General features: G+C 72.8%; 28 protein-coding genes and 1 pseudogene. 10 read left to right on the forward strand and 19 right to left on the reverse strand.

Annotated elements, in window-relative coordinates:
* Positions 1–51: 51 nt before the first annotated feature.
* Positions 52–747: an ABC transporter ATP-binding protein gene (locus tag MET2598_RS0114440; protein WP_012335171.1), complete on the reverse strand. Its 696-nt coding sequence runs from the start codon at positions 745–747 to the stop codon at positions 52–54.
* 54 nt (positions 748–801) lie between these two features.
* Here MET2598_RS0114440 and MET2598_RS0114445 point away from each other — a divergent pair, with 54 nt between their 5' ends.
* Both MET2598_RS0114445 and thpR read left to right on the forward strand, forming a co-directional pair.
* The gene (locus MET2598_RS0114445; RefSeq protein WP_018261293.1) at positions 802–1,563 is read left to right on the forward strand and encodes an arylesterase; all 762 of its coding nucleotides are present in this window, start codon (positions 802–804) and stop codon (positions 1,561–1,563) included.
* Between the two features lie 55 nt (positions 1,564–1,618).
* Complete coding sequence (thpR, locus tag MET2598_RS0114450; protein ID WP_012335173.1) at positions 1,619–2,161, forward strand: RNA 2',3'-cyclic phosphodiesterase; 543 nt, start codon at positions 1,619–1,621, stop codon at positions 2,159–2,161.
* A gap of 11 nt (positions 2,162–2,172) precedes the next feature.
* Here thpR and MET2598_RS0114455 read toward each other — a convergent pair whose 3' ends face one another.
* Positions 2,173–2,778, reverse strand: coding sequence for a TetR/AcrR family transcriptional regulator (locus MET2598_RS0114455; RefSeq protein ID WP_012335174.1), 606 nt, complete (start codon positions 2,776–2,778; stop codon positions 2,173–2,175).
* Between the two features lie 123 nt (positions 2,779–2,901).
* Complete coding sequence (locus MET2598_RS0114460; protein WP_012335175.1) at positions 2,902–3,099, reverse strand: hypothetical protein; 198 nt, start codon at positions 3,097–3,099, stop codon at positions 2,902–2,904.
* Between the two features lie 207 nt (positions 3,100–3,306).
* Between MET2598_RS0114460 and MET2598_RS0114465 the strand changes: the two genes are divergently transcribed.
* The gene (locus MET2598_RS0114465; RefSeq protein WP_012335176.1) at positions 3,307–3,876 is read left to right on the forward strand and encodes a glutathione peroxidase; all 570 of its coding nucleotides are present in this window, start codon (positions 3,307–3,309) and stop codon (positions 3,874–3,876) included.
* Between the two features lie 72 nt (positions 3,877–3,948).
* Here MET2598_RS0114465 and MET2598_RS0114470 read toward each other — a convergent pair whose 3' ends face one another.
* The 7 genes and pseudogenes from MET2598_RS0114470 to MET2598_RS0114495 form a co-directional block, all read right to left on the reverse strand.
* Positions 3,949–5,079: a sulfate/molybdate ABC transporter ATP-binding protein gene (locus MET2598_RS0114470; protein WP_012335177.1), complete on the reverse strand. Its 1,131-nt coding sequence runs from the start codon at positions 5,077–5,079 to the stop codon at positions 3,949–3,951.
* A gap of 1 nt (position 5,080) precedes the next feature.
* A complete protein-coding gene (gene cysW, locus MET2598_RS0114475) occupies positions 5,081–5,938 on the reverse strand; it encodes a sulfate ABC transporter permease subunit CysW (protein ID WP_012335178.1) in 858 nt (285 codons plus the stop codon).
* A complete protein-coding gene (cysT, locus tag MET2598_RS0114480) occupies positions 5,931–6,827 on the reverse strand; it encodes a sulfate ABC transporter permease subunit CysT (protein ID WP_018261294.1) in 897 nt (298 codons plus the stop codon). The genes cysW and cysT overlap by 8 nt, the downstream gene beginning before the upstream one ends.
* The gene (locus MET2598_RS42780) at positions 6,824–7,852 is read right to left on the reverse strand and encodes a sulfate ABC transporter substrate-binding protein (protein ID WP_265576664.1); all 1,029 of its coding nucleotides are present in this window, start codon (positions 7,850–7,852) and stop codon (positions 6,824–6,826) included. Before MET2598_RS42780 ends, cysT begins: the two co-directional genes overlap by 4 nt.
* Positions 7,835–9,229, reverse strand: a pseudogene (cysN, locus tag MET2598_RS42785) (sulfate adenylyltransferase subunit CysN); the annotation flags it as partial. The gene MET2598_RS42780 and the pseudogene cysN, both read right to left, overlap by 18 nt.
* Positions 9,229–10,164 carry a sulfate adenylyltransferase subunit CysD gene (gene cysD / locus MET2598_RS0114490; RefSeq protein WP_012335181.1) on the reverse strand — a complete coding sequence of 312 codons (936 nt, stop codon included), beginning with the start codon at positions 10,162–10,164 and terminating at the stop codon, positions 9,229–9,231. The gene cysD and the pseudogene cysN, both read right to left, overlap by 1 nt.
* Positions 10,161–10,952, reverse strand: a complete 792-nt coding sequence (locus MET2598_RS0114495; RefSeq protein WP_018261296.1) for a phosphoadenylyl-sulfate reductase — start codon at positions 10,950–10,952, stop codon at positions 10,161–10,163. Before MET2598_RS0114495 ends, cysD begins: the two co-directional genes overlap by 4 nt.
* 277 nt (positions 10,953–11,229) lie before the next feature.
* Between MET2598_RS0114495 and MET2598_RS0114500 the strand changes: the two genes are divergently transcribed.
* From MET2598_RS0114500 to MET2598_RS0114510, 3 genes are all read left to right on the forward strand, one after another.
* Positions 11,230–11,727 carry an Lrp/AsnC family transcriptional regulator gene (locus MET2598_RS0114500; RefSeq protein ID WP_012335183.1) on the forward strand — a complete coding sequence of 166 codons (498 nt, stop codon included), beginning with the start codon at positions 11,230–11,232 and terminating at the stop codon, positions 11,725–11,727.
* A 109-nt stretch (positions 11,728–11,836) separates the two neighbouring features.
* Entirely contained in the window at positions 11,837–13,606 is a 1,770-nt protein-coding gene (locus MET2598_RS0114505; RefSeq protein ID WP_018261297.1) for a diflavin oxidoreductase, read from the forward strand.
* Between the two features lie 216 nt (positions 13,607–13,822).
* Positions 13,823–15,631: an NADPH-dependent assimilatory sulfite reductase hemoprotein subunit gene (locus MET2598_RS0114510; protein ID WP_018261298.1), complete on the forward strand. Its 1,809-nt coding sequence runs from the start codon at positions 13,823–13,825 to the stop codon at positions 15,629–15,631.
* A gap of 105 nt (positions 15,632–15,736) precedes the next feature.
* On the opposite strand, the gene MET2598_RS0114515 is transcribed toward MET2598_RS0114510, so the two are convergent.
* Positions 15,737–16,603: a branched-chain amino acid aminotransferase gene (locus tag MET2598_RS0114515; RefSeq protein WP_036270376.1), complete on the reverse strand. Its 867-nt coding sequence runs from the start codon at positions 16,601–16,603 to the stop codon at positions 15,737–15,739.
* Positions 16,604–16,702: 99 nt separating this feature from the next.
* Positions 16,703–17,152 (reverse strand): cupin domain-containing protein, encoded by a 450-nt coding sequence (locus tag MET2598_RS0114520; RefSeq protein ID WP_018261300.1) that lies wholly within the window; start codon positions 17,150–17,152, stop codon positions 16,703–16,705.
* Between the two features lie 267 nt (positions 17,153–17,419).
* Here MET2598_RS0114520 and MET2598_RS0114525 point away from each other — a divergent pair, with 267 nt between their 5' ends.
* The gene (locus MET2598_RS0114525; protein WP_012335188.1) at positions 17,420–18,361 is read left to right on the forward strand and encodes an alpha/beta hydrolase; all 942 of its coding nucleotides are present in this window, start codon (positions 17,420–17,422) and stop codon (positions 18,359–18,361) included.
* A gap of 148 nt (positions 18,362–18,509) precedes the next feature.
* Here MET2598_RS0114525 and MET2598_RS0114530 read toward each other — a convergent pair whose 3' ends face one another.
* The gene (locus MET2598_RS0114530) at positions 18,510–18,986 is read right to left on the reverse strand and encodes a MucR family transcriptional regulator (RefSeq protein WP_018261301.1); all 477 of its coding nucleotides are present in this window, start codon (positions 18,984–18,986) and stop codon (positions 18,510–18,512) included.
* A gap of 187 nt (positions 18,987–19,173) precedes the next feature.
* On the opposite strand from MET2598_RS0114530, the gene MET2598_RS0114535 reads away from it, so the two are divergent.
* Positions 19,174–19,401, forward strand: coding sequence for a hypothetical protein (locus tag MET2598_RS0114535; protein ID WP_012335190.1), 228 nt, complete (start codon positions 19,174–19,176; stop codon positions 19,399–19,401).
* A 129-nt stretch (positions 19,402–19,530) separates the two neighbouring features.
* Here the strand turns inward: MET2598_RS0114535 and MET2598_RS0114540 are convergent, their stop codons facing one another.
* The 4 genes from MET2598_RS0114540 to MET2598_RS0114555 form a co-directional block, all read right to left on the reverse strand.
* Positions 19,531–19,758 carry a hypothetical protein gene (locus tag MET2598_RS0114540; protein ID WP_012335191.1) on the reverse strand — a complete coding sequence of 76 codons (228 nt, stop codon included), beginning with the start codon at positions 19,756–19,758 and terminating at the stop codon, positions 19,531–19,533.
* Positions 19,759–19,922: 164 nt separating this feature from the next.
* Positions 19,923–20,132 (reverse strand): cold-shock protein, encoded by a 210-nt coding sequence (locus MET2598_RS0114545; RefSeq protein ID WP_012335192.1) that lies wholly within the window; start codon positions 20,130–20,132, stop codon positions 19,923–19,925.
* 211 nt (positions 20,133–20,343) lie between these two features.
* Positions 20,344–20,550: a hypothetical protein gene (locus MET2598_RS0114550; protein WP_018261303.1), complete on the reverse strand. Its 207-nt coding sequence runs from the start codon at positions 20,548–20,550 to the stop codon at positions 20,344–20,346.
* A gap of 72 nt (positions 20,551–20,622) precedes the next feature.
* Positions 20,623–20,943 (reverse strand): DUF6496 domain-containing protein, encoded by a 321-nt coding sequence (locus MET2598_RS0114555; protein WP_012335194.1) that lies wholly within the window; start codon positions 20,941–20,943, stop codon positions 20,623–20,625.
* A gap of 190 nt (positions 20,944–21,133) precedes the next feature.
* Between MET2598_RS0114555 and MET2598_RS0114560 the strand changes: the two genes are divergently transcribed.
* Positions 21,134–21,523: a hypothetical protein gene (locus tag MET2598_RS0114560; RefSeq protein ID WP_012335195.1), complete on the forward strand. Its 390-nt coding sequence runs from the start codon at positions 21,134–21,136 to the stop codon at positions 21,521–21,523.
* 180 nt (positions 21,524–21,703) lie between these two features.
* On the opposite strand, the gene MET2598_RS0114565 is transcribed toward MET2598_RS0114560, so the two are convergent.
* A complete protein-coding gene (locus MET2598_RS0114565; RefSeq protein ID WP_012335196.1) occupies positions 21,704–21,910 on the reverse strand; it encodes a hypothetical protein in 207 nt (68 codons plus the stop codon).
* Positions 21,911–22,085: 175 nt separating this feature from the next.
* On the opposite strand from MET2598_RS0114565, the gene MET2598_RS0114570 reads away from it, so the two are divergent.
* A complete protein-coding gene (locus tag MET2598_RS0114570) occupies positions 22,086–22,658 on the forward strand; it encodes a type 1 glutamine amidotransferase domain-containing protein (protein ID WP_018261304.1) in 573 nt (190 codons plus the stop codon).
* A gap of 183 nt (positions 22,659–22,841) precedes the next feature.
* On the opposite strand, the gene MET2598_RS0114575 is transcribed toward MET2598_RS0114570, so the two are convergent.
* Positions 22,842–25,382 carry an FtsK/SpoIIIE family DNA translocase gene (locus tag MET2598_RS0114575; RefSeq protein WP_018261305.1) on the reverse strand — a complete coding sequence of 847 codons (2,541 nt, stop codon included), beginning with the start codon at positions 25,380–25,382 and terminating at the stop codon, positions 22,842–22,844.
* Positions 25,383–25,650: the final 268 nt, after the last annotated feature.

Below are 25,650 nucleotides of genomic sequence, written 5' to 3' on the forward strand. Positions count from 1 at the left end.
CCTCCCCGCGCGGGGGAGGACGGCGCGGTCGCGGGGGAGGCCGACACGCGGTCACGCCGCCGCCGCGGCCTCGATCCGCCCGGAGCGCAGGCGCACCGTGCGGTCGCAGAGCCGGGCGAGGCCGGGATCGTGGGTCACCAGCACCAGGGTGGCGCCGCGGTCGCGCTTGAGGGCGAAGAGCAGCTCGACGATCGCGGCGCCCGTCGCCTCGTCGAGGTTGCCGGTCGGCTCGTCGGCCACCAGGATCGCCGGGTCCGGCGCCACCGCCCGCGCGATGGCGACCCGCTGCTGCTCGCCGCCCGAGAGCTGGGCCGGGTAATGGTGCAGGCGGTGGGCGAGGCCGACCGCCGCGAGGTCCCGCTCGGCCCGCGCCTGCGCGTCCGGCAGGTCGGCGAGTTCGAGGGGGAGCGCCACGTTCTCCAGCGCCGTCATCGTCGGCACGAGGTGGAAGGACTGGAATACGATGCCGATCCGCCGTCCGCGGAACCGGGCGAGGGCGTCCTCGTCGAGCCGCGACAGGTCCGTGCCCTCGACGAGGACGCGCCCGGAATCCGGCCGCTCCAGGCCCGCCATGGTCATCAGCAGGGTCGACTTGCCCGAGCCCGAGGGTCCGACCAGGCCCACCGCCTCGCCGGACGCCACCGCGAGGGAGATGCCCCGCAGGATGTGGACCCGCGCCGCGCCCCGCCCGAGGCTGAGCTCGACGCCGTCGAGGGCGATGGCCGGTGCGCTGGCCTTGTCGGTCATGGATCCGTCGCCGATCTGTGGGGGGCGTCGCGGAGAACGCCGGAGGGATGAGAGTTGAGCCGCATTGACGACCGCGCGGACGACCGCGCGGGCGGGCGCCCGACCGATATGGTCGGTCGCCGCCGCCTCCGCCAGCGCCTAGGCCGCGACCATGGCGGTCTCGCGACATTCCCGGTCCTCCGCCCGCTCCTCTGCCTGCTCCTCTGCGCCGCGATGACGCTCCCCGCCGCCCCCGCCCGCGCCGCGGAGCGCGCGCTGCACCTCGTCGCGCTCGGCGACAGCCTCACGGCCGGCTACGGCCTGCCGGCCGAGGCGGCCTTCCCGACCGTTCTGGAGCGCGCCCTGAAGGCGAAGGGACTCGCCGTCACGGTCGAGAATGCGGGCGTGTCGGGCGACACCACCACGGGCGGGCTCGACCGGCTCGACTGGTCGGTGCCGGAGGGCACCGACGGCGTCATCCTCGAACTCGGCGCCAACGACATGCTGCGCGGCACCGACCCGGCGGTCGCCGAGAGGAACCTCGACGCCATCGTGGCGCGGCTGAGGGGGCGGGGCATCCCCGTGCTGCTCGCCGGCATGAAGGCGGGGCGCAATCTCGGCCCGGACTACGTGGCGCGGTTCGACGCGATCTATCCGCGCCTCGCGGAGCGCTACGGGCTCGTCCTCTACCCGTTCTTCCTCGACGGGGTCGCGGGTGATCGCGGCCTGACCCTGGCGGACGGGCTGCACCCGACCGCCCGGGGCGTCGAGCGCATCGTCGCCGGCATCCTGCCCACCGTCGAGACCTTCGCGGCGCGCCTCGGCAAGGCGCCCTGACCGCGCCCGGCGACGCGCCCCGGCGGCGCCCCGCACCGAGAGGACGGAGAGTTCCATGCCGCGCCTGTTCACCGGCCTCGAGATCCCGCCCGAGACGGGCGCGGCGCTCAGCCGCCACCGCTTCGGCCTGCCGGGCGCCCGCTGGGTCGAGCCCGCCGACTACCACATCACCCTGCGCTTCATCGGCGACGTGGACGGGGGGCTCGCCGAGGAGATCGCCGAGGGCTTGGGCGAGACCCGCCCGCGCGGGGCGCTCCCCGTCGTCCTCGACGGGCTCGCGAGCTTCGGGGGCGACCGGCCGCATTCCGTCCACGCCCGGGTCGCGCCCTCGCCGGCCCTCGACGAGGTCCGGGCCGAGCAGGAGCGGCTGATGCGCCGCCTCGGCCTCAAGCCCGAGACGCGGCGCTTCACGCCCCACGTCACCCTGGCGCGGCTGCGCCGGCAGGCGACCCGCGAGGGGGTGGCGCAGTACCTCGCCGAGCAGGGCGTCTTCGCGCCGCTCGCCTTCACGGCGGAGCGGGTCGTGCTCTACTCGTCGCGGGACTCGGTGGGGGGCGGGCCCTACGTGGTCGAGGCCGCCTATCCGCTGGAGGCGTGAGCCGCCGCGGCTCACGCCGCCCGCAGGCCCGCCAGCAGGAAGTCGATCATCCCGTCGAGGGGCGGGGCGACGTCGCCGGGGCAGCGCTGGATCAGGACCGGGTGGCAGTAGCGCAGGATCGCCGTCTGCACGTAGCGGGCCGCCTGGGCCGGATCGCCCACCCGGAACTCGCCCGCGGCGACCCCCTCGGTGATCACCCGCTCCAGCACGGCGGTGATGCGGTCGACGTGGTGGTGGCAGACGCCCCAGCTCTCGGTCATCGCCGCCTCCACCATCTCGTGCATGCGCGGATTGGCGGTGATGCGCTCGGCGCTGTCGCGGTGGAGGGTGTGGATGATCGCGCGCAGGCGCTCGGAGGCGGGGCCGGGCCGGTCGGCCACCGCGGCGATCATCGCCTCGACCTCGCCGGTCAGGCGCTCGACCACGGCCTCGTTGATCGCCTTCTTCGAGTCGAAGAAGCGGTAGACGTTGGCCGGGCTCATGCCGAGGGTCTTGGCGATGTCGGCCACCGTGGTCTTCTGGTAGCCGATCTCCTGAAAGAAGCGGGCGGCCGTCGCCAGGATGCGGCAGCGGGTGGTGGGCGCGGTGGACTCGTCCGGCGGCTCGGCAGCGATCATCGGACGAGCCTATACGATGACCTTGGACCGGTTCAAAAGTGCATCGCCCCGCCCCCGGGCGGTTTGCCCGGGCTGTCGCGCATTTGCGTCACCCCGGCCGGCTCAAGAGCCGGATCGGCCGGCTCACGAGCCGAATTGCGAGCCCAGCTGCTCCAGGTATTCCGCCAGATCAACGCCGCCGACGCGCATGCCGTACGCGAAGCGCATGCCGGGACGGATCGGGATGCTCTCGCGCCGCGTGGTCAAGGTGAAGGGCCGGGTGCAGACCCATCCCCCGTCGCGCCGGTGCTCGAAATAGTCCAGGATCTCGTGCCGGTCCATGATCGTCTCCGCGAGCGTCGCTCTCGCACCAACGTGGCCGGGAACGGAAAGTTCATCGTGCGGCGTGCTGCGCCGCGCTACGGCTCAGCTTGGCCGGTCTTGCCGGACGGGCGCGGTCAACATTCTCGTGAGCGCGGCGCCGACGCCTTGCCGGCGCGGCCGCCCCGGCCGATCTTGCGCGGGTCATCCGATGCGGAGACCCCAACCATGTCGATCGCCCGCCGCGAGGCGCTCGCCCTGCTCGGCGGCCTGCTGGCGCTGCCGGCCCGGGCCGCCCCTTCCCCGACCGGCCTGACGGCCGCCTCGTTCTCGTTCGAGACGGTGGACGGCACCGTCCTCGCCCTGGCGGAGATGGAAGGCAAGCCGATCCTCGTCGTCAACACGGCCACGGCCTGCGGGTTCGCGCCGCAGCTCGCCGGGCTGCAGCAGCTCTGGACGCGCTTCGGCCCGCGCGGGCTGACGGTGATCGGCGTGCCCTCGGGGGATTTCGGGCGCCAGGAGCCCCTGGACGGCGCCGCGATCCGGGAGGCGATGCGGCGCTCCCACGGCGTGACCTTCCCGGTCGTGGCCAAGACCTCGGTGACGGGACCGGGGGCGCACCCGTTCTACCGCTGGGCCGCGGGCGAGCGGCCCGGCGAGACGCCGCACTGGAACTTCCACAAGTACCTGGTGGGGCGGGACGGCCACGTGGCGGCGGCCTTCGCGACCGCGGTCGAGCCGACGGACCCGCGGGTCATCACGGCGATCGCGCGGGAACTGGAGCCGCAGGCCGGGTGAGGGGAGGCGGGCGCCCCGTCACCCCGCCCGCCGCGAGGGGCCTCGCGCCGGTCGGTTCGGCAGCGAACCGGATCAGCCCCGCGGGAACACCCGGGCCTCGCTCGCCGTGAGCGCCACCCGGTCGCCCTTGCGGTAGACCTCCGTCACCTTGACCTCGACCGCCCCGTCGGCGCCGTCGAGCTGGATCTCCGCCACCGTCCCGCGGGCGGTGCGGCGCCACTCGCGCACGGTGCCGAACAGGGCCGCCTCGCCCTGGCCCACGCTCATGTGCCAGGGGCGCAGGCAGAGATCGACCGGCCCCTCCGGCCAGTCGGGCGAGGCCGCCAGGGTCGGCCGCCCCTCGACATGGACGCGGCCCGCCCGGATCTCGGCGTCGAGCCGCGCCGTCTCCCCGACGAAGGACATCACGAAGCGCGAGGCCGGGTCGTCCTGGACCTCGTGCGGCGCGCCGACCTGCTCGATGCGGCCCAGGTTGAGGATCGCGATCCGGTCGGCGAGTTCGAGCGCCTCGTCCTGGTCGTGGGTGACGAAGACCGTGGTCTGGCCGGTCTCGCGGTGGATCTCCCGCAGCCAGCGCCGCAGGTCCTTGCGCACCTGCGCGTCGAGGGCCCCGAAGGGCTCGTCGAGGAGCAGCACCGAGGGCTCGACCGCCAGCGCCCGGGCGAGCGCCACGCGCTGGCGCTGGCCGCCCGAGAGCTGGGCCGGGTAGCGCCCCGCCAGGGTCGGCAGCTGCACGAGGTCGAGCAGGTGGCCGACCCGGCGCTTGATCTCGGCCTCGGAGGGCCGCCGCGCGCGCTCGCGCGCCCGCAGGCCGTAGGCGATGTTCTCGAACACCGTCAGGTGCCGGAACAGCGCGTAGTGCTGGAACACGAAGCCGACGCCGCGCCGCTGCACCGGCACGTCGGTCGTGTCGCGCGGCCCGAAGAACACCCGGCCCGCATCCGGGATCTCCAGCCCCGCGATCACCCGCAGCAGCGTGGTCTTGCCCGAGCCCGAGGGGCCGAGCAGCGCCAGGAGCTCGCCCGGCGCGATGGTCAGGCTCACCCCTTCGAGGGCCGCCGGGCCGTCGCCGCTGTAGCTCTTGACGATGCCCTCGACCCGCACCTCGGTGCCGGTGCTGCTCATGGTGCGCGCGGCCGCGGCCTCCCCGCCGCGGGCCTGCACGCGGGGCGCGGCGAGGGCGTCGGCGTAGCCCGCCACCATCTCAGTGCGCTCCCCGGCCCGCAAGGGCGTCGGCGTGGCGCCATTCCAGGAAAGTCTTCCCCGCCAGAGTGATGAGGGCGAGGAGAGCCAGGAGCGAGGCGATCCCGAAAGCCGCGACGTAGTTGTACTCATTGTAGAGGATCTCGACGTGGAGCGGCATGGTGTTGGTGAGGCCACGGATCCGTCCCGAGACCACCGAGACGGCACCGAACTCGCCCATCGCACGGGCGTTGCAGAGCAGGACGCCGTAGAGCAGCGCCCAGCGGATGTTGGGCAGCGTGACCGTCCGGAAGACCCGCCAGGGGCTCGCCCCGAGGGTCAACGCGGCCTCCTCGTCGGTGGTGCCCTGGTCCTGCATCAGCGGGATCAGCTCGCGCGCCACGAACGGGAACGTGACGAAGACCGTCGCCAGCACGATCCCCGGCACCGCGAAGATCACCTCGATGCCGTGGCGCTGCAGGAAGGGCCCGAACAGGCCCTGGGAGCCGAAGATCAGCACGTAGATCAGCCCGGCGACGACCGGCGAGACCGAGAAGGGCAGGTCGATCAGGGTGATCAGGAGGTTGCGGCCGCGAAAGTCGAACTTCGCGACGGCCCAGGAGGCGGCGATCCCGAACGCCACGTTGAGCGGCACCGCGATCACCGCGACTAGCAGCGTCAGGCGGATCGCCGCCTGCGCGTCCGGCTCCGCGAAGGTCGCCAGGTAGGTGGCGAGGCCGCGGCTCAGCGCCTCCGTGAACACCACGACGAGGGGCAGCAGCAGGAACAGGGCGAGGAAGGCCAGGGCCGCCAGGACGAGCGCGAGGCGCACGCCGCGCGGCTCGGTCAGGTAGGCCGGGCGGGAGACCGGCTCAGACATGGCCGAACCTCCGCCGGCTGTGATCCTGGATCAGGTTGATGGTGAGCAGCGCCCCGAACGACATCAGCAGCATCACGGCGGCGATCGCGGTCGCGCCCGTGTAGTTGAACTCTTCCAGCTTGATCACGATCAGGAGCGGCGCGATCTCGGACACGTAGGGCAGGTTGCCGGCGACGAAGATCACCGAGCCGTACTCCCCCACCGCCCGCGCGAAGGCGAGGGCGAAGCCGGTGAGCACGGCCGGCAGGAGCGGCGGCAGGATCACGGTGGCGAGGGCGCGCGGGCGCGACGCGCCCAGGATCGCGGCGGCCTCCTCGCTCGACTTGTCGATCTCGGCGACCAGGGGCTGCACCGTGCGCACGCAGAAGGGCAGGCCGACGAAGACGAGTGCCACCAGGATGCCGAGCGGCGTGTAGGCGACCTTGAGGCCGAGCGCCTCCAGGGGCGCGCCGAGCCAGCCGTTGCCGGAATAGAGCGTCGCGAGGCAGATGCCGGCGACCGCGGTCGGCAGCGCGAAGGGCAGGTCGACGAGCGCGTCGATCACCCGGCGGCCGGGGAAGCGGTAGCGGGTCAGCACCCAGGCGATGAGCAGCCCGAACACCGCGTCGATCGCCGCCGCCGCCAGCGACAGGCCGAAGGAGGTGCGCAGGGCCGCGAGGTTGCGCGCGTCGGTGAGGAGGGCCCACAGGCCGGCCGGGCCGATCGCCGAGGCGCGCAGCAGCAGCACCGCGAGCGGGATCAGCACCAGCAGGCTCAGGTAGGCGACGGCGAAGCCGAAGGTCAGGCGGAAGCCCGGCAGGGCGCTCGGCTGCCGGAACGTCCGCCGGGCGGCCCGCGCCGCCGGCGCCGGCCCGGCGCCGGGCGATCCCAGGGCCGAGGCCGTGCTCACTGCCGCGCCTTCAGGATCGCGTCGAAGACGCCGCCATCGTCGAAATGGGTCTTCTGCGCCTTGCCCCAGCCGCCGAAGGTGTCGTCGATGGTGACGAGCTTCAGCTTCGGGAAGCGGGCGAGGTCCTCCTTGGCGGCGGCGGATTCGTCGCGCGGGCGGTAGAAGTTCTTGGCGATGAGGGCCTGGGCCTGTTTGCCGTACAGGAATTGCAGGTAGGCCTCGGCCTGGCGGCGGGTGCCCTTCTGGTCGACGTTGCCGTCGACGAGCGCCACCGGCGGCTCGGCCAGGATCGAGAGCGAGGGGACGACGATGTCGAACTTGCCCTTCCCGAACTCCTCGTCGGCCAGGAAGGCCTCGTTCTCCCAGGCGATCAGGACGTCGCCGAGGCCGCGCTGCACGAAGGTCGTCGTGGCGCCGCGCGCGCCGGTATCGAGGACCGGCACGTTCTTGAACAGGGCCGCCACGAAGGCCTTGGCCCTGGCGTCGTCGTTGCCGTTCTGGGCGAGCCCGTAGGCGTAGGCCGCGAGGTAGTTCCAGCGCGCGCCGCCCGAGGTCTTCGGGTTCGGGGTGATCACCTGGATCCCCGGCCTCACCAGGTCGTTCCAGTCCTTGATGGCTTTCGGGTTGCCCTTGCGCACCAGGAACACGATGGTCGACGTATAGGGCGTCGCGTTGTGGGGCAGGCGCTTCTGCCAGTCCGCCGGGATCTTCCCGGTGCGGGCCGCGATCGCGTCGATGTCGCTGGCGAGGGCCAGCGTCACGACGTCGGCGGGGAGCCCGTCGATCACCGCCCGGGCCTGCGCGCCCGAGCCGCCGTGGGAGGCGCGCACGGTCACGCTCTCGCCGGTCTTCTGCTTCCACTCGGCCGCGAAGGCGGCGTCGATCGCCCGGTAGAGCTCCCGGGTCGGATCGTACGAGACGTTGAGCAGCACCGCCTGCGCCTCGACCCGCGCGGGCGCGGCGAGGCCGAGGAGGGCCGCCCCGGCGAGGAGCGCGAGCCCCTTCGCCCCGAACAGCCGGCGCAGGCCGGAGAGGAACCCGCCGCGGCGGGCGGCGACCGGGTCTCGCGCCGGGCCTTGGGCCGGACTCTGGGCCGGGCCCTGGGCCGGGACTTGGACGAGGCCGAGGGCGGCCGTGTCGGTGGAGTCGCGGTCGATCAGGATCAGGCTGCCGGTGTCGCGGTTCTCCCGGTAGGCGTCCACCGCCACCGGCCGGTCGAGGCTGAGCACCACGTCGCCGATGTCGTTCACGGCGAGCCGCTCGGCGGGCTCCGACAGGCCGGTCTCGGGATCGATGCGCGAGACGATGCGCTCGACGGTCGCGTTCGCCGTCGCGGTGCCGATCTTGGCGACGAGGGTCGCGCCTGCCGCGACCTCGCTCTCCCGCGCCCAGAACAGGCGCACGTCGAGCCGGTCGGCGACCCGCGGCGGGGCGCCCGCCGCCGCGATCACGCTGCCGCGCGAGGCGTCGCGCTCGTCGGCGAGGACCAGCGTCACCGACTGGCCGGCCACGGCCTCGTCGAGGTCGCCGTCCGCCGTGAAGATCCGCGCGATGGTTGAGGCTTGGCCCGAGGGCAGCAGCGCGACGGCGTCGCCCGGCGCCACCCGGCCCGAGGCGATCATTCCGGAGAAGCCGCGGAAATCGGGGTTCGGCCGGTTCACCCACTGCACCGCCATGCGGAAGGGGGCGGCCTCCTCCGCGTGGGCCGGCACCTCCTCCAGGTGCTGCAGCAGCGGCGGGCCGGCATACCAGGGCGCGGCGGCGCCCGGCAGCACGACGTTGTCGCCGTTCGCGGCCGAGAGCGGGATCGCCGTCACGTCGGCGAAGCCGAGCGGGGCCGCGAAGGCGCGGAACTCGCCCGCGATCGCCTCGAAGCGGGTCTCCGACCAGCCGATCAGGTCCATCTTGTTGACGGCGAGCACGACGCGCCGGATGCCCAGCATCGAGACCAGGAGCGCGTGGCGCCGCGTCTGCCGGCTCAGGCCCTTGCGGGCATCGACGAGCAGCACCGCGACGTCGGCCGTCGAGGCGCCGGTCGCCATGTTGCGGGTGTACTGCTCGTGGCCGGGCGTGTCGGCGACGATGAAGGAGCGCCGCTCGGTCGAGAAGAACCGGTAGGCGACGTCGATGGTGATGCCCTGCTCGCGCTCCGCCTGCAGGCCGTCGACCAAGAGCGCGAGGTCGATCTCGCCGCCGCGCGTGCCGTGGCGGCGGGAATCGCGCTCCAGCGCGCTCACTTGGTCGTCGAAGATCTGCTTGGTGTCGTGCAGCAGGCGCCCGATCAGGGTCGACTTGCCGTCGTCGACGGAGCCGCAGGCGATGAAGCGCAGCACCTCCTTGCGCTGGTGGGCGGCGAGGAAGGCCTCGTAGCCGAAGGCGCGGGTGGACTGGTGCACCGTCATCAGAAGTAGCCTTCCTGCTTCTTGCGCTCCATCGCGCCCGCCCCGTCCTTGTCGATCACCCGGCCCTGGCGCTCGGAGGTGCGGGCGGCCAGCGTCTCGCCGATGATCTCCGGCAGGGTCGCGGCCTCGCTCTCCACCGCCCCGGTGAGCGGGTAGCAGCCCAGCGTGCGGAAGCGGACCTTGCGCAGTTCGGGCGTCTCGCCCGGCTCCAGCGGCAGGCGCGCGTCGTCGACCATGATCAGCTGACCCTCGCGGCGCACCACCGGCCGCTCGGCCGCGTAGTAGAGCGGCACGATCGGGATGTTCTCCCGCTCGATGTAGAGCCAGATGTCGAGCTCGGTCCAGTTCGAGAGCGGGAAGACGCGCAGGGATTCGCCGCGCCTCTTCTTGAGGTTGTAGAGGTGCCAGGGCTCGGCGCGCTGGCGCTTCGGGTCCCAGCGGTGCTGGGCGGTGCGCAGCGAGACGACGCGCTCCTTGGCGCGCGAGGCCTCCTCGTCGCGCCGCGCGCCGCCGAAGGCCGCGTCGAACCTGTGCTTGTCCAGCGCCTGGCGCAGGGCCTGGGTCTTCATCACGTCGGTGTGGACCTCGGAGCCGTGGCTCACCGGGCCGATGCCGCGGGCGAGCCCGTCCGGGTTCGTGTAGACCAGGAGGTCGAGGCCGAGTTCCTTCGCGCGCCGGTCGCGGAAGGCGATCATCTCGCGGAACTTCCAGGTCGTGTCGATGTGCAGCAGCGGGAAGGGCAGCCGGCCCGGCGCGAAGGCCTTCAGCGCGAGGTGCAGCAGGACCGACGAGTCCTTCCCGATCGAGTAGAGCATCACCGGGTTCTCGGTCTCGGCGACCGTCTCCCGCATGATGTGGATGCTCTCCGCCTCCAGGCGCTGCAGGTGGGTGAGGCGCGGAGAGGTCTCCGCGAAGGATCTGAGCGCGACGCTCATGCGGCCAACTCCGGCTTCGACGAGGGCAGGCTGACGGACGATTGCGCCGGCGCGGTGGCACCGCGGTCCGGGGCGCCGGCGACGTGCAGCCCGCACTCCTTCTTGGATTCCTGCTCCCACCACCAGCGCCCGGCCCGCTCGGGCTCGCCGACCTTCACGGCGCGCGTGCAGGGCGCGCAGCCGATCGACGGGAAGCCCCGGTCGTGCAGGACGTTGTAGGGGACGTAATTCTCGTGGACGACGCGGGCCACGTCCTCCCGCGACCAGTCGGCGAGCGGGTTGATCTTGATGAGACCCCGCGCCGCGTCGGCCTCCGCGAGCGGGGTCTCGGCGCGGTTCGCCGACTGGCCGGCGCGCAGCCCGGTGATCCAGGCCGCGGCGCCCGCGAGGGCGCGGCCGAGCGGCACCACCTTGCGCAGGCCGCAGCAGGCCTGCCTTGCCTCCACCGAGTGCCGGAAGCCGTTGATCCCCTGCTGCGCCACGAAGCGCTCCTCGGCCTCGCGGTCGGGCACGTAGGCGCGGATGCGGACATCGTAGGCGGCCTCGGTCTCGGCCCAGACGTCGTAGGTCTCGGGGAAGAGCCGGCCGGTGTCGAGGGTGACGATCTCGGCCCGCGACCGCGCCATGCGCAGGTGATGCGTCAGCGCCTGGTCCTCGAGCCCGAAGCTCGTGGTGAAGACCAGGCGGCCCTCGACGCGCCGGTCGATCAGCGCGAGCCGGGCGGCGATGTCGAGGGGGGCGAGCGCGAGGCTGAGCTCCTGCGCCGCGCGGTCGAGGGCGTCTGTCATGGGCACTCGTTTCGGGCACTCGTTGCGGGGACCCGCTGCGGGGACCCGCTGCGGGGGACACGCAGCGGAACGCGCCTTGTCGGACCCGCTAAGTGTTCGCTATACCGAACAGTGTCAAGGCTTGGGGCCCCGCGTACACGGGGTTTCGCTGCGCCGCGGCGCGGCCGAGGCGCGTCAGGCGGGCCGCGCGGGCCCTGGACGGTGGCGGAGCGAGAATGTTCTTCTCCGAAGCCCGGCAGCCGGCCACACATCCTTCCAAGAAACCGGAGCTTCCCGCGTGGATGCCATCGACCTGAAGATCCTGGCCCTGCTCCAGCAGGACGCGACGCTCTCGATCGCCCAGATCGGCGAGCGCGTCGGCTTGTCGCAGACGCCCTGCTGGAAGCGCATCCAGCGCCTGGAGGCGGACGGGGTGATCGATCGCCGCGTGGCGGTGCTCGACCCGGTCAAGCTCGGCCTCGGCCTCACGGTCTTCGTCTCCGTGGAGACGAGCGACCATTCCCGCGAGTGGCTCGACCGCTTCGCCTCGGCGGTGGCCGCCATGCCGGAGGTGCTCGAATTCTACCGGATGGCAGGGGACGTCGACTACATGCTGCGGGTCGTGGTGTCGGACATGCAGGCCTACGACGCCTTCTACAAGCGGCTGATCGGCTCGCTGCCGCTCAAGAACGTCACCTCGCGCTTCGCCATGGAGAAGGTGAAGAGCACGACGGCGCTGCCGCTCCCGACCGCGCCCTTCACGCCCGCGCTGGTCGCCGCGACCGGGGGGAAATAATTTTCTCCCGCGGTACGGCGCGGCGGTGAGGTTGATCTCCGGCCGGCCCGTTCTCTAAAAAGAACATTCCCATTGACTCGGGGCCGCCCTGGCCACACATGGTGCGGGCATGTCTCGATCCGCCCTTCTCCCCCGCACGGCCCCGTTCGGCGATGCCGAGCGGGCCCATCTCGACGCCGCCCTGGGGGCGGCGACGCCGCTCCAGCGCGCGTGGCTCACCGGCTTCCTGGCCGGGCTCGACGCCGCCGCGGGCGCCCCCGCCGAGGCCCCGCAGCCCGCCGCGCCCCCGCGGGCGGCCGAGCCGCTGACGATCCTGTTCGCGAGCGAGTCGGGGAACTCGGAGAAGCTGGCGGGCGACGTCGCCAAGCTCGCCCGCAAGGCCGGCTTCAAGCCGAAGGTGGTCGATTTCGCCGATCTCGACGTCGCCGCCCTGCCGCGGGAGAAGCGGGTCGTCCTGATCGCCGCGACCTGGGGCGAGGGCGAGCCGCCCGCGCGCGCCGTGCGGGCCTACAACGAGATCATGGCGGAGGGCGCGCCGCGCCTCGACGGGGTCGAGTTCGGGGTCCTGGCGCTCGGCGACACCTCCTACGCGGAGTTCTGCGCGGTCGGGAAGCGCCTCGACGCGCGCTTCGAGGCGCTGGGCGGCCGGCGGGTGCTTCCGCGGGTCGATTGCGACCTCGACTTCGACAAGCCCGCCGCCGGCTGGATCAAGGACGCGCTCAGGGCCCTGGCCCCGGCCGAACCCGCCGGCAACGTCGTGGCGGTGGATTTCGCCCGCGCGGCGCCCGGGGAGGCGCCGGAGGTCAGCCGCGAGCCGGTCACCGCCGAGGTGATCGAGCACGTCAACCTGAACTCCTCGCGCTCCGACAAGGAGACGGTCCACCTCGCGCTGGCCTTCGAGGACGGCGCGCCGGCCTACGAGCCGGGCGATTCCCTCGAACTCTACCCCGAGAACGACCCGGCCCTCGTCGAGGAGATCCTGAGGGCGGCGGGCCTGGAGGGCGACGACGCGCTGCGCCGGGCCCTGCTCGCGGAGCGCGACATCACCACGCTCTCGGCCGCCACGGTGGAGCGCTTCGTCAAGGCGACGGGCCACGCGGAGGCGCGCCGCCTCCTCGAGGCGAACGAGGTGCGGGCCTGGATCGAGGGCCGCCACCTGATCGACCTGCTCGAGACCTACCCGGCCAAGCTCTCGGCCGAGGGCCTCGCCGAGATCACCCGGCCGCTGCCGCCGCGGGCCTACTCGATCGCCTCCTCGCGCAAGGAGGTGGGGGACGAGGCCCACCTGACGATCGCGGCGGTGCGCTACACCAGCCACGGCCGCGCCCGGACGGGCGTCGCCTCGGTGCACGTCGCCGACCGCATCCGCACCGGCGCCAAGCTGAAGGTGCGCGTGAAGCCCAACAGGCATTTCCGCCTGCCGGCCGACCCGGCGACGGACATCATCATGGTGGGGCCGGGCACGGGCGTCGCGCCGTTCCGGGCCTTCGTCCAGGAGCGCCGCGCCACCGCGGCGCCGGGCCGCAACTGGCTGTTCTTCGGCGACCGCCGCTTCACCCACGACTTCCTGTACCAGCTCGAATGGCAGGACGCCCTGGAGGACGGCTCGCTCCACCGCATCGACGTCGCCTTCTCGCGCGACCAGCCCGAGAAGATCTACGTGCAGGACCGGCTCTACGCCCAGCGCCGCGAGGTGGTGGAGTGGCTGGAGAACGGCGCCCACTTCTACATCTGCGGCGACGCCAAGGCGATGGCCAAGGACGTGCGGGCCGCCCTGGTGCGGGCCTACGCGGAGGTGAGGGCCCTGTCGCCCGAGGCGGCGGAGGCGGCCGTGGCCGCCCTGGAGAAGGCCAAGCGCTACCAGCAGGACGTTTACTGATGCGGACGGCCCGGGATGCCGCCGCATCGGGCCGTTGAGCCTCTCGAAGGGTCGACACGAGCCGGCCGCTCGACGACAAATGGCTCGGCGACCATTCGAGAACGGACCCGGCGGTCATGAGACGTGACCGCTGGCACGACACCCTGTTTCCCACGACGATCGCGGCATCCCCTCTCCCGCCCGAGAGGGGTTTCGCGTCTGGCACGGATCGCCGCCATGGACGACACCAAGACCGCCTCCCCCGCCCCCGCGCGGGCCTACGAGACGCCGCCGGCCGAGCGGCCGATCACCGACGCGGAGGCGGCCCGCGCCGCCGCCCTGTCGGCGAACGAGCACATCAAGATCGCGAGCGGCTACCTCCGCGGCACCCTGGCGGACGGGCTCCTCAAGCACGCGACCGGCGCCATCTCGGAGGATGACGGTCAGCTCGTGAAGTTCCACGGCATGTACCTGCAGGACGACCGCGACCTGCGGCCCGAGCGGACCAGGAAGAAGCTGGAGAAGGCCTACTCCTTCATGATCCGCCTGCGCATCGCGGGCGGGGTGGTGTCGCCCAGGCAGTGGCTCGCCCTCGACGACATTGCCCGCACCTACGCCAACGGCACCCTGCGGGCGACGACGCGCCAGACCTTCCAGTACCACGGCGTGATCAAGTCGAACCTGAAGCGCACCCTGCAGGCGATCGACGCGGTGCTGCTCGACACGATCGCGGCCTGCGGCGACGTCAACCGCAACGTGATGGCGGCCACGAACCCGGCCCAGACCGGCGCCCACGCGGCCGCCTACCGGCTCGCCAAGGACATCTCCGACTCGCTCCTGCCCAAGACCAACGCCTGGCGCGAGATCTGGCTCGACGGCGAGCGCGTGGCGGGCGGCGAGGACGAGGCGGCGGAGCCGGTCTACGGCCGGACCTACCTGCCGCGGAAGTTCAAGACCGTGGTGGCGGTGCCGCCCTCCAACGAGGTCGACGTGTTCGCCCACGACCTCGGCTTCATCGCCATCCTGGACAAGAAGAACGCGCTCAAGGGCTGGAACGTGACGGTGGGCGGCGGCATGGGCATGACCCACGGCGAGCCCGACACCTTCCCGCGCACCGCCGACCTGCTGGGCTTCTGCGAGCCCGCCGACGCCCTCAAGGTGGCCGAGGCGGTCATGACCGTCCAGCGCGACTGGGGCAACCGCAAGTCCCGCAAGAACGCCCGCCTCAAGTACACGATCGAGCGCTACGGCCTCGCGGCCTTCCGGGCCGAGGTCGAGCGGCGGGTCGGCAAGCCCCTGCGGGAGCCGAAGCCGTTCCAGTTCACCGGCAACGGCGACCGCTACGGCTGGGTCGAGGGCGAGGACGGGCGCCACCACCTCACCCTCTACGTGCCGTCCGGCCGCATCAGGGACGTCGAGGGCGGGCCGCGCTACCTCTCGGGCCTGCGCCGCATCGCGGAGATCCACGAGGGCGATTTCCGGCTCACCGGCAACCAGAACGTCATCGTGGCGAACGTGCCGGCGGGGGCGCGCGCCGAGATCGACCGGCTGGTCGCGGAATACGGCCTCACCATCGGGGCGGGCGCCCTGCGCCGCAACAGCCTCGCCTGCGTGGCGCTGCCGACCTGCGGGCTCGCCCTCGCCGAGAGCGAGCGCTTCATGCCGGACCTGCTCACCCGCCTGGAGGAGCGCCTCGCGGCGCACGGCCTCCGGCACGAGGACATCACCGTCCGGATGACCGGCTGCCCGAACGGCTGCGCGCGGCCCTTCATCGCCGAGATCGGCTTCGTCGGCCGCGGCCCCGAGCGCTACAACGTCTATCTCGGGGCGGCCTTCGACGGCTCGCGCCTGTCCAAGCTCTACGCCGACGACGTGGCGGCGGCGGACATCCCGGCCCTGCTCGACCCGCTCTTCGCGGCCTACGCGCGGGAGCGCATCCCGGGCGAGCGCTTCGGCGACTTCGTGATCCGCGCCGGCTACGTCGCGAGGACGGTCAACGGCCCGGATTTCCACGACCGGACCGGGCCGCTCCGGGCGGTGGCCTGAGCCGCGCTCGCCGAGGCGGTCACCGGCGCGCTGGGCGAGGCTGCGGAACCGCGAATCCGAGGGGAATGGTCCTGGGCCATTCCGCCTCGGAAGGCGCTCCGCGGCCTATCCGCCGTGGGCGTAGGCCCAGTAGAGGTCCCGCGCCCGCTGGTAGATCGGGCCGGGCTCCAATTCCCGCCCGTCGATCCCCGTCACCGGCATTACCTTCGAGAAGTTGCCGGTCGAGAAGATCTCGTCCGCCGCGGCGAAATCCGCGTAGGTGAGGGTGGTCTCGGCCACCGTCACGCCGGCCTCGCGCAGCAGGCCGATGACGCGGTTGCGGGTGACGCCCGCCAGGTAGCTGCCGTTCGCCGCCGGCGTGGCGACGACGCCGTCCCGCACCAGGAAGGCGTTGGCATTGGCGAATTCCGCGATGTTGCCGAGCGCGTCGCGCACCAGGCAATTGCCGAAGCCGCGGCTCTGGGCCTCCGCCAGCGCCCGCGCCCCGTTCGGGTAGAGGCAGCCGGCCTTGGCCTCGACCGGCGCCGTCTCGGCGGTCGGCCGGCGGAAGGGCGAGAGCGTCACCGACAGCCGCCCCGGCACCGGCATCGGCGCCTCGTAGAGGCACAGGCACCAGTTGGTGGATTCCGGATCGAAGCGCACGCCGCCCGCGAAGCCGCTCTCCGCCCAGTACATCGGCCGGATGTAGAGGGGCGTGCGCGCGTCGAACCGGGCCAAGCCCTCGCGCACCAGGTCGCGCCAGGTCTCGACGGCGACGACCGGCTTCAGGCCCATGGCGGTCGCGGAGCGGTTGACCCGGGCGAGGTGCAGGTCGAGGTCGGGGGTCACCCCCTCGAAGGAGCGGGCGCCGTCGAACACGGTGGAGCCGAGCCACGCGCCGTGCGTGCGCGGGCCCATCATCCGGACATTGCCCGGATGCCACTGATCCTCGAAGAAGGTCCAGGTTGTCTCGGACAAAGTCGTCTCCGTCATCGGCGCCCCGCGGCGCGTGGTGCGAGCCCGCCATCAGACCCGCGCAGGACGGGGCGGTCCAGACCGGCCCGCGCGCCGCCGCGGCATGGCTCCGTTGCGTCAGGCGCCGATCGAGACCGGGGCCGGGATCCCGCCGCCGGTGAGCTTGCGCTTCAGGAAGGCCGCCCCCCTGATCGCGACCCCGACCAGCTTCGGCTGCACCCGGCGGCAGAAGGCCACCTTCTTGACGTAGGAATCCACCTGCCAGTGCGCGATCGCCCCCTTGGGCAGGAACAGCACGTCGCCCGCGACGTAGCGCCGGGGCGGGTTGTCGGCGTCGCCGATGATGGCGGAGCCTTCGAGGAAGTAGAGCGTCTCGTCGATATCGTAGTGCCAGACGAACTCGCCCGCCGTGCAGTCCCAGAGCAGGGTGCTCGCCATGCCGTCCGCGCTGCGCGACAGGAGGGCGTTGCGGGCTTCCGGCGTTCCCGACCGGACCCAGTGGGGATTGATCGGGGCGGACTTGAGCGCGACTTCGGTGGGGCAGTAGACGATCGGCGGCAGCGACATGATCTTGAACCTCCTCTGCGGTTCCGGGCGCTTTCCGGCGTTGCGCGCAGGGCGGGCGCTCTCCGGGGAAGAGGCCGGCCCGCGATGCACCGTTCGGTTCCTTCGACACCGAACAGTGACATGACGCCGTTGAAGAACCCTGAATCCGATCCGCGGAAAATGCCGGATCGCCGCCATTGTTTCTAAGGAATGTCTGGCCGCAATCTCGCCCTCCACTTTCTCCGAGGACAATGAGGAGGTGGGCGACACTTCGGAGGATTAAGATTAATGGCGCTCGATCCGCGGCTTCGCCGCTATCTCGAGGTGATCGCCTTCGTGGGGGGGCGGGCGACGACGCTCGAAGGCCGGCGCGCGAGCCTGGAGGGGCTCGGCCGGCTGGCCGGGGCGCCGGTCCCGGTCGCCGCGGTCGAGGATCTCGACCTCGCCGGCCCGGCCGGGTCCCTGGCCGCCCGGCTCTATCGGCCCGTGGAGGCGACCGGGGCGGTCCTGCTCTACTTCCACGGCGGCGGCTTCGTCGGCGGCAGCCTCGATGCCCATGACGGGATCGCCCGGCGCCTCGCGGCGGCGAGCGGCTGCGCCCTCCTCGCCACCACCTACCGGCTCGCGCCCGAGCATCCGTTCCCGGCGGCCTGCGAGGATGCGCTCGCGGCGCTCGCGGCGCTGCCCGGCCTCGCGGCGGCCCGCGGCCTCGACGCGACGCGCCTCGCGGTCGGGGGGGATTCGGCCGGGGCCAACCTCGCGGCGGGCCTGTGCCAGGCGGCGCGCGCGGGCGGGCCCGCCATCGCCCTGCAGCTCCTGCTCTGCCCCGTCCTGGACGCGGCCGGGGAGGGGGAATCCTACCGCCTCTACGGGGAGGGCCACGGTCTCGACCGGGCGACGCTGGCGCACGACATCGCCGCCTACGCGGCGGGCGCCGATCCGGCCGATCCGCGCCTCTCGCCCCTGCGGGCCCCGTCCCTGGCCGGGCTGCCGCCGGCGCACATCCACACGGCGGAATGCGACATGGTCCGGGACGACGGCGCCGCCTACGCGGCCCGCCTCGCGCGGGCGGGCATCCCCGTGCGGCACACCTGCCACCCCGGCATGATCCACCACTTCTACGGGATGGCCGGCATCCTGCCGGAGGCGGGCCGCGCCCTCGACGCGATCGGCGCCGCCCTGCGCGCGGCCCTCGCCGAGGGCGGACCGGCGCGGGCGCCGGCTCCCTGAGCCCATCGGCGCCCCGGCCCGGTCGATCGGTCCCGGATCGCTGGCGCCGAGCCTTGAGGCTCGGCGCACGCGGCATCGTCCGCCGATCCGCCGCGAATCCGGGCCGCTCCGGGCCGGAACCGGACGGGGCCGGCCGCGACGGCCGGGTTCAGGCCTTCCGGCGGCGGCGCGCCGCCGAGGTCACGACCGAGTCCGGCGCGGCGCGCAGGGCGGCCGCCGGGCGGCGCTTGAGGCCGAGGCCGATGCTCTTGGCCAGTTCGGAGCGCTGCGCCGCGTAGTTCGCCGCCACCATCGGGTAGTCCGGCGGCAGGTTCCACTTGCGGCGGTACTGCTCGGGCGTCAGGCCGCGCGTCGCGAGGTGACGCTTCAGCGACTTGTACTGCCGGCCGTCCTCCAGGCTGATGATGTAGTCCGGCGTGACCGACTTGCGGATGGAGACGGGCGGCACGAGCTTCTCGGGCTCGGCGGCCACGCCGTGGCGCAGACCGCGCAGGGCCGCGTGCACGGAACTCAGGAGTTCCGGCAGCGCCGTGGGCGGCACCGCGTTGCGCGTCACGTAGGCCGAGACGATGTCGCTCGCGAGCGCGACGTCGTTCCCGCCATCTCCAGTCTTCTCCGCCGTCATCAGGCTGTCCTCTGCTCGTTCGTCCCGGCGCCGACCCGCGGCGCCTCATACCTTCGACCTAGTCCGACCCGCGAAGGCCCGGCTGCGGCCGAAGCCGATCGGATTAGTTCAAGGTCAGTCACCCAAATGGGTGATGACGGAGACATGTCAATCGCCTCTGCTGGCAACGTGGTGAATGGAGGCAGATTTGAGCGATTTCGGTCCCGTGCCGCCCTGGGCCCGTCGGCGGATGCAGCGCGTTCACGAGCGCAATCCCAAGGGCAAGATCGCCCGCTGGATCGCATTCGCGGGGCCCCAGCGGACGCAACATCTGTCGGAGGGGCGCGAATCCGGCGGTTCGGCCCTTCAGGCGAGCAACGTCATCGCGTTCGCGACCCGCGTGACCGATGCCGGCACCAGCAACGCTGCGGCATGAGCCCGCGCCGCGCGGGGCAGGAAGGTCCGCTTCACGCGAAGAGGCGGGCCGGCGCCCCGCGCCGGCCCGCCTCGGGCATGATCCGGGTCCTCGTGGGAGGAGTCTCTCGGGGAGGAGTCTCTTGGAAGGTCAGTGCGCCTCGCGCAGGGCCACGGCGTTCGGCGTCAGGCCGAAGCGCTCCGCGAGGTGCCAGCGCAGCTCGCGCGACGAGTGGTAGCCGTAGCTCCTGTCGATGAGGTGACTCACGTCGACCGGTCCGTTGCCGTCATGGACGCGGCTGATCTGGTCGACATGGAACGTGACGCCGTCGTTAAAGACGGTGGGGGCGCCGCAGCGCCGCGTGTACTCGAATATCATGATGTCTTTTCTTGTCTCATTGCAGCGCTCGTGAGCGAGCGCCTGTGACGTCCTGGTGGGCGCCGGAACTGTTCGACGCCGGGGCGGCGCACCGCCCGCGGACGGGCCGGGCGGCCCGCCGCTTGGGAGGCGGGCCGTCGAGCGGCCCGCCGGGAACACGTCCCTCAGGCGGCCTGAAGGTTGGCGGCGGCGACCTTCCCGCTACGCTTGTCGGTCTGCAGCTCGTAGGAGACTTTCTGCCCCTCGGCGAGTCCGCGCAGGCCGGCCCGCTCCACGGCGGAGATGTGGACGAACACGTCCTTGCCCCCGTCATCCGGCTGGATGAAGCCGTAGCCCTTCTGGTCGTTGAACCACTTGACAGTTCCGGTATTCACTAACGTCGTCCTCGTCTCGTGCAGGAATCCCCGACCGAAGCGGCCTGACGGGCTGTTCGGCGCGACGGCGTCTGCGGTGGGGAGAGCGATGGGCCGACCGGCCCGGCTTGCATCAGGCGCAAGTCGTCGGCCCGATTCGCTGAACCCCATGTAGGGAGCGTATGGGGCCGGAACAAGGCCGCGCGGCGCGGCGCGGGACGCGCCGAGCGGCTCACGGATTGGTGCGCCCGCGCTGGTTGGGGTCGATGCCGCCCTGGGGCGTGACGTCGTTGGCGACGTCGCCCTCGACGGTGTTGTCGCCTTCGAGCTCCTCCGGATCGGCGCCGGCCCGGGTCATGCCCTTGCTGGTGCCGATGCCGGGATTGCCCTTGAGGTCCGCATCGGTGGGGGTGGTGGTCTTCGGCTGCTTCGAACTCATGCGCCTGCCTTCGTGAGGCCCCGCGGGGCGTGGGCCCCTCGCGGAGGGGGCCCTCGCGGGGCGGATCCTGGCTCAACGATCGAGGGCCTGCTCCAGTTCGCCCCGGCTCATGCGGGACCGGCCCGGGATATTGCGGCGCTTCGCCTCCGCGTAGAGCTCGGCGCGGCTCGCCCGCGCCCGGGCCGCCCTCTCCTCGCGGCGGGTGCGGCGGAAGCTGGCGCGGTTCGCCTCCGGGCTCTGCTGGTTGGAGGCGCCGGCCTCGCGCAGCGCGATCGCGATGGCCTGCTTCGGGTCGGTCACGGGCCGGCCGCCGTTCTGGGCGAGGTCGCCCTCCTTGAACGCGTGCATCACCCGTTCGATCGTCTGCTTCTGCGCGGGCGTGGTGCGGGCCATGGGGGCCTCCCTCTGCGGCGGCGGGCGGAGCCCGCGCGGGCCTCTCCGGCGGGGGCTCCGCCCCGACAACGCGGGGAGGCGGCCCGCCGTTTCGCCCGTGCACGCGGTTCAGGCCAGCTCCGCGACCTTGCCTGTCGCTTCCGTGCCGCACTCCCCATATAGAACGGGTGCGCTGACACTCGGATCGTTCATGGCGGGTATCTCGGTTTCCCTCGAAGGCTCCAACATCCAGCTCTCGTTCCAGAAGGACGATCAGGCCACCGCGGTGATCATGGATGCGCGGGCGGCCCGCGCGCTGGTGCGCGCGGTCGGTCAGCTCCTGACCGCGATCGACGAGGGCGAGGAGGGGGATGCGGCCAGCGAGATGAGCGAGGAGGACGTCGCGATGCTGGACGTCACCTCGCCGGTGATCGAGGTGGGGACGGACGAGAGCGGCCAGGCGGTGGTGGCCCTGCAGGCCGGCGCGCTGCCGCCCTTCCAGCTGCGCCTCACGGACGAGGAGGCCCGCCACGTGGCGACGAGCCTCACCGAGATCCTGAACGCGCCGCGCGACGTACGCACGTCGCATGGCGGCCACTGATCCCGGCGCTCATGTCTGATGACCGCCGGTTCGGTTCTCGAATTGGCGCCAAGCTAGCTCTCGCGCCAAGCTAGCTCCCGCACCAAGCCATCTTTCGCGCCAAGCCATAGGCTTGGTGTCGACAATCCGGGAGGGTCAACGGCCCGATGCGTCTGCATCCCGGGCCGTTGACCTGAGGCGTCAGAAGCGCGTCCCGGGATCGGTCGGGGCGCCCGGCAGGTAGTCGGGCTCGGAGCCGGGTCCCCTGGGGTCGCTCACGCCGGGATCGTTGACCGGGTACGGGCTGCGCGGCCCGGTCGGGCCGGTATCGGGCAGCTCGTCCGGGGGACGCGGCGGCACGTCGGTCGGCGGCGTTCCGCCGGGATTGGGCAGACCGGGATTGGCCATGGGCGGGCCTCCTGTCTCGCGTGTCGGGGAACAACCGAGGGCTGTCCGGGCGGTTCCGGCGCGGTGTCGGGTGCGCCGGTCGGGAACCGGGGTGGGGGCCAAACGGCCGCAGGCCGGAACTGCCTGCCCCTGCGTCGGTTGCCCCGCCGAACCCCTCAACCCGCGGAGACGCAGCATGCCCGATATCCGGCAGGCGAAGATCCTCATCATGGCGACGGACGGTTTCGAGCAGTCCGAACTGGAAGTGCCGAAGGCCAAGCTGAGCGAGGCCGGCGCGCAGGTCACGGTGGCGGCGCCGAAGTCGCGCCAGACCCCCGAGGCGATCCGGGGCTGGGACATGAAGGATTGGGGCCGCCCGGTGAAGGTCGACGCCGACATCGAGAGCGTGGACCCGGCCGGATTCGACGCCCTGGTCCTGCCCGGCGGACAGATCAACCCCGACAAGCTCCGGCTCGAGCCGAAGGCGCTGGAGATCCTGCGCGCCTTCCTGGCGAGCGGGAAGGTGGTGGCCGCGATCTGCCACGCGCCCTGGCTCCTCGTGGAGGTCGGCGCCGCCAAGGGCCGCCGGATGACCTCCTACGCGTCGATCAAGACCGACGTCGTCAATGCCGGGGCCGAGTGGCTCGACCAGGCGGTGGTGACCGACAAGGGCATCATCACCAGCCGCAATCCCGGCGACCTCGACGCCTTCTCGGCGAAGATCATCGAGGAGGTCAAGGAGGGCCGCCACGACCGCGCGGCCGCCTGAGCGCGGGAGTCCGCAGCCCCCGGCGGGATCCAAAGGCCCCCGGCGGGATCCGGAAGCTCCCGAGGCCGGCGGTCGTCGCGGATCACCGCCGGTCCATGCCGGACCGCCCCGCGCGGTCCCGTCCCGGCGCAGGAGGCCGGGATCCGCGGGCGCGGGCGGTCGCCGCGCGCCCGCCGCCCGGGTTCAGGCGTCGCAATCCTCGGCCTCGACCAGGATCTCGCGCTTGCCGGCGTGGTTGGCGGGGCCGACGATGCCCTCCTTCTCCATCCGCTCCATCAGCGAGGCCGCCCGGTTGTAGCCGATCTGCAGCCGACGCTGGATGTAGCTCGTCGACGCCTTCTTGTCCCGCAGCACCACCGCCACCGCCTGCTCGTAGAGGTCGGCCCCCGGATCGGCGAAGCTGCCCTGGTCGAACACCGCGGTCTCGGCCGCGGCGGCCTCGGCCGCCTCCTCCTCGTCCGCCGTGACGGCGTCGAGGTAGGCGGGGCGGCCCTGGCGCTTGAGGTGGGCGACCACCGCCTCGACCTCGTCGTCCGACACGAACGGGCCGTGCACCCGCGTCGTGCGCCCGCCCCCGGCCATGAACAGCATGTCGCCCTGGCCCAGCAGCTGCTCGGCCCCCATCTCGCCCAGGATCGTGCGCGAGTCGATCTTGCTCGTCACCTGGAAGCTGATCCGCGTCGGGAAGTTCGCCTTGATCGTCCCCGTGATCACGTCCACCGACGGGCGCTGCGTGGCCATGATCAGGTGGATCCCCGCCGCCCGCGCCATCTGGGCCAGCCGCTGGATCGCCCCCTCGATGTCCTTGCCGGCCACCATCATCAGGTCGGCCATCTCGTCCACGATCACCACGATGTAGGGAAGCGCCCCGAGGTCCATCACCTCGTCCTCGTACACCGCCTCCCCGGTCTCCCGGTCGAAGCCGGTCTGCACCGTCCGGGTGATCACCTCGCCCCGCTCGCGCGCCTCCGCCACCCGCGCGTTGAACCCGTCGATGTTGCGCACACCGAGCTTCGACATCTTCTTGTAGCGCTCCTCCATCTCGCGCACCGCCCATTTCAGGGCGATCACCGCCTTCTTGGGGTCGGTCACCACGGGCGAGAGCAGGTGGGGGATGCCGTCGTAGACGGAGAGTTCGAGCATCTTGGGATCGACCATGATCAGGCGGCACTCCTCGGGCTTCATGCGGTAGAGGAGGGAGAGGATCATGGTGTTGATGGCCACCGACTTGCCCGAGCCGGTGGTGCCGGCGACGAGCAGGTGGGGCATGCGGGCGAGGTCGGCGATGATCGCCTCGCCGCCGATGTTCTTGCCCAGGCAGAGGGCGAGCTTCTGCTTGGTCTCGGCGAAGGCGGGGCTGCTGAGGATCTCGCGCAGGTAGACGGTCTCGCGCTTGGCGTTGGGGAGCTCGATGCCGATGGCGTTGCGGCCCTGGACGACGGCGACGCGGGCGGAGATCGCCGACATCGAGCGGGCGATGTCGTCGGCGAGCGAGATCACCCGCGACGACTTGGTGCCCGGCGCCGGTTCGAGCTCGTAGAGGGTGACGACGGGGCCGGGCCGCACGGCCAGGATCTCGCCGCGCACCCCGAAATCCTCCAGCGTCGATTCGAGCAGGGTGGCGTTCTGCTCCAGCGCGTCCGTCGAGACCGCGGCGCTCGGGGCGGGGCTGCGCGGCTCGGCGAGGAGCGCCATGGCCGGCATCTCGTAGCTGCCCGGCTCCGCCTGGGGCGGGGGCGGCGCCCGGCGGCCGGCGAGGGGCGCCGGGGGCGGGGCGACGCGGGTGCGCGGCGCCGCCTCGGGCGCCGGCGCGCGCGGCGGGGCGGGCGCCGGCCGGGGGTCGTCGAAGGTGGGCTCGCGCCGGCCGGGCGCCGCCGGGGACTCGTCCCACAGGGCCTCGTCGCCCTCCGCGAAGGCGCGCCGGGCCGCGAGGGCCGGGGAGGCCTCGTCCGCCTCGTCCACCGCCGCGCCCGAGCGCGCCGCGCGCCACGTGCCGACCTGCCGGGCCACGTGATCGCGGGCGCCCAGGACCAGCTGCGCCAGCGCGTCGAGGCTGGCGACCCCGAAGCCCACGCCCTCCTCCTCGGCCGGCCGCCGCCCGGCCGGGCGGCGGCCCGCGACCCGCGTGGGCGGGGGCAGGTCGAGGTCGAGATCCTCCTCGGCATCGCCCTCGGAGAGGTTGCAGGCGGCCGTGACGCAGATCACCGCCGCCGCCGCGAAGCCGAAGCCCGCGACCGCCCCGAGCGGGCCCAGCACCGCCTTGGCGGCGGCCAGCAGCCCGTCCCCGGCGACACCGCCGAGGCCGCTCGGCAGCGGCCAGCGGGCGGTCGGCGGCAGGGCGCTCGCCACCGCGCTCGCCGCGCCCGCCCCGGCCAGCCAGAGGCCGAGCCGGGCCCGCAGGCGGCCGAGCCGGTGCGTGCGCAGCAAGTGCACGCCCCACACCGCCAGCGGCAGCGAGAGGGCGAGGGAGCCGAACCCGATCAGCTGCATGCCGAGGTCGGAGACGACGGCGCCGACCGAACCCAGGAGGTTGCGGGCCGGGCGGCTCGTGGCGTGGTTGAGGCTCGGGTCGTCGATCGACCAGGTTGCCAGGGCGAGCACGAAGGCGACCGCGCCGAGCAGGAGCGAGAGCCCCGCCAGCTCGGTCACGCGCCGCTTCAGGAAGGAGCGGAGCGTGTCGACGAGTGCATCGTAGGGCGATGCCGAGCGGCGAAGCGAACGCATGCGGGAGCGATACCGGGTACGCGGGACCTGCCCGATCCTAGGTTCGCGCGCCTTAATGCGCGTTTAAGGCTAATGGATCGCCGACAATGCCCGTATCGGCCGCGCACCGCCGCGGGGCCGAGGGCCGAACATCGGTCCAGCCGCCCGACCGATCGCGACAGATCGGGGTCCGCGCGCGGCGATTCCATGACAACATTGCGGCGACCCGCAACCGGGTCGCGGGCGACCCGCAGCCGGGTCGCGGGCGAGCGACGGCGGGCCGCCGCCG

The organism is Methylobacterium sp. WSM2598 (genome assembly GCF_000379105.1).
Lineage (GTDB): Bacteria > Pseudomonadota > Alphaproteobacteria > Rhizobiales > Beijerinckiaceae > Methylobacterium.